The 1,069-nt window shown below is 72.7% G+C and carries 1 protein-coding gene; it reads right to left on the bottom strand.

What is annotated here, in order from left to right; all coding sequences use genetic code 11:
* Positions 1–8: 8 nt before the first annotated feature.
* Entirely contained in the window at positions 9–965 is a 957-nt protein-coding gene (gene pip, locus ACJOT3_RS34575) for a prolyl aminopeptidase (RefSeq protein ID WP_406977341.1), read from the bottom strand.
* Positions 966–1,069 lie beyond the last annotated feature (104 nt).

Below are 1,069 nucleotides of genomic sequence, written 5' to 3' on the forward strand. Positions count from 1 at the left end.
GGGACCCGTCACCGCGCGAAGCGGTCGGTCGCCTCGATGAGGCGGTCCAGGATGCCGGGCTCGTTGAACGCGTGCCCGGCGTCGTCGACGATGTGGAACTCCGCCTCCGGCCAGGCCCGGTGCAGGTCGTAGGCGGTGCGCACCGGGGTGCACACGTCGTAGCGGCCCTGCACGATCACCCCGGGGATGTGCCGGATCCGCTCGGCGCCCTCGATCAGCTGCCCGGGCGTGAAGAACCCCCTGTTCACGAAGAAGTGGTTCTCGATGCGGGCGAACGCCAGCGCGTACGCGTCCTCGGCGTGGTGCTCGCGCAGCTCCTTGTCGGGCAGCAGGGTCACCGTGGAGCCCTCCCACACGCTCCACGCCCGCGCCGCCGCCACCCGCGTGTCGAGGTCGGGCGCCTCCAGCCGCCGGGCGTAGGCGGCCATGAGGTCGTCGCGCTCCTCCTCGGGGATGGGCGCCAGGTAGGACTCCCACAGGTCGGGGAACATCATCGACGCCCCCTCCTGGTAGAACCAGCGCAGCTCCTCGTCGCGCAGCGTGAAGATGCCGCGGACGACCAGCTCGGTGACCCGGTCGGGGTGGGTCTGGGCGTAGGCCAGGGCCAGGCAGCTGCCCCAGGACCCGCCGAAGACCTGCCAGGCGTCCACGCCGATCATCTCGCGCAGCCGCTCCATGTCCTCCACCAGCGTCCAGGTGGTGTTGGTGGACAGGTCGGTGTCCATGCGCGCGGCGTGCGGGGTGGAGCGGCCGCAGTTGCGCTGGTCGAACAGCAGGATCCGGTACCGCTCCGGGTCGAACAGCCGCCGGTGGTCGGGCGTGCAGCCGCCGCCGGGGCCACCGTGCAGGAACACCACGGGCTTGCCGGCGGGGTCGCCGCACAGCTCCCAGTAGACGCGGTGTCCGTCGCCGACGTCGAGCATGCCCGAGTCGTACGGTTCGATGGGCGGGTACAGGGTGCGCACAGCGTGGCCTTTCCTGGGTGTTCGTCGTGTGCCCCGAAAAGGGCCCTCGGGGCGGGCCGGGCGGGGGGCGGCCGGGGTCCCTCCGGCGGGTCGGCGGCCGGGCC

Origin of the sequence: Nocardiopsis protaetiae, from assembly GCF_045446735.1 — a bacterium.
In the GTDB taxonomy this organism is placed as follows: Bacteria; Actinomycetota; Actinomycetes; order Streptosporangiales; family Streptosporangiaceae; genus Nocardiopsis; species Nocardiopsis protaetiae.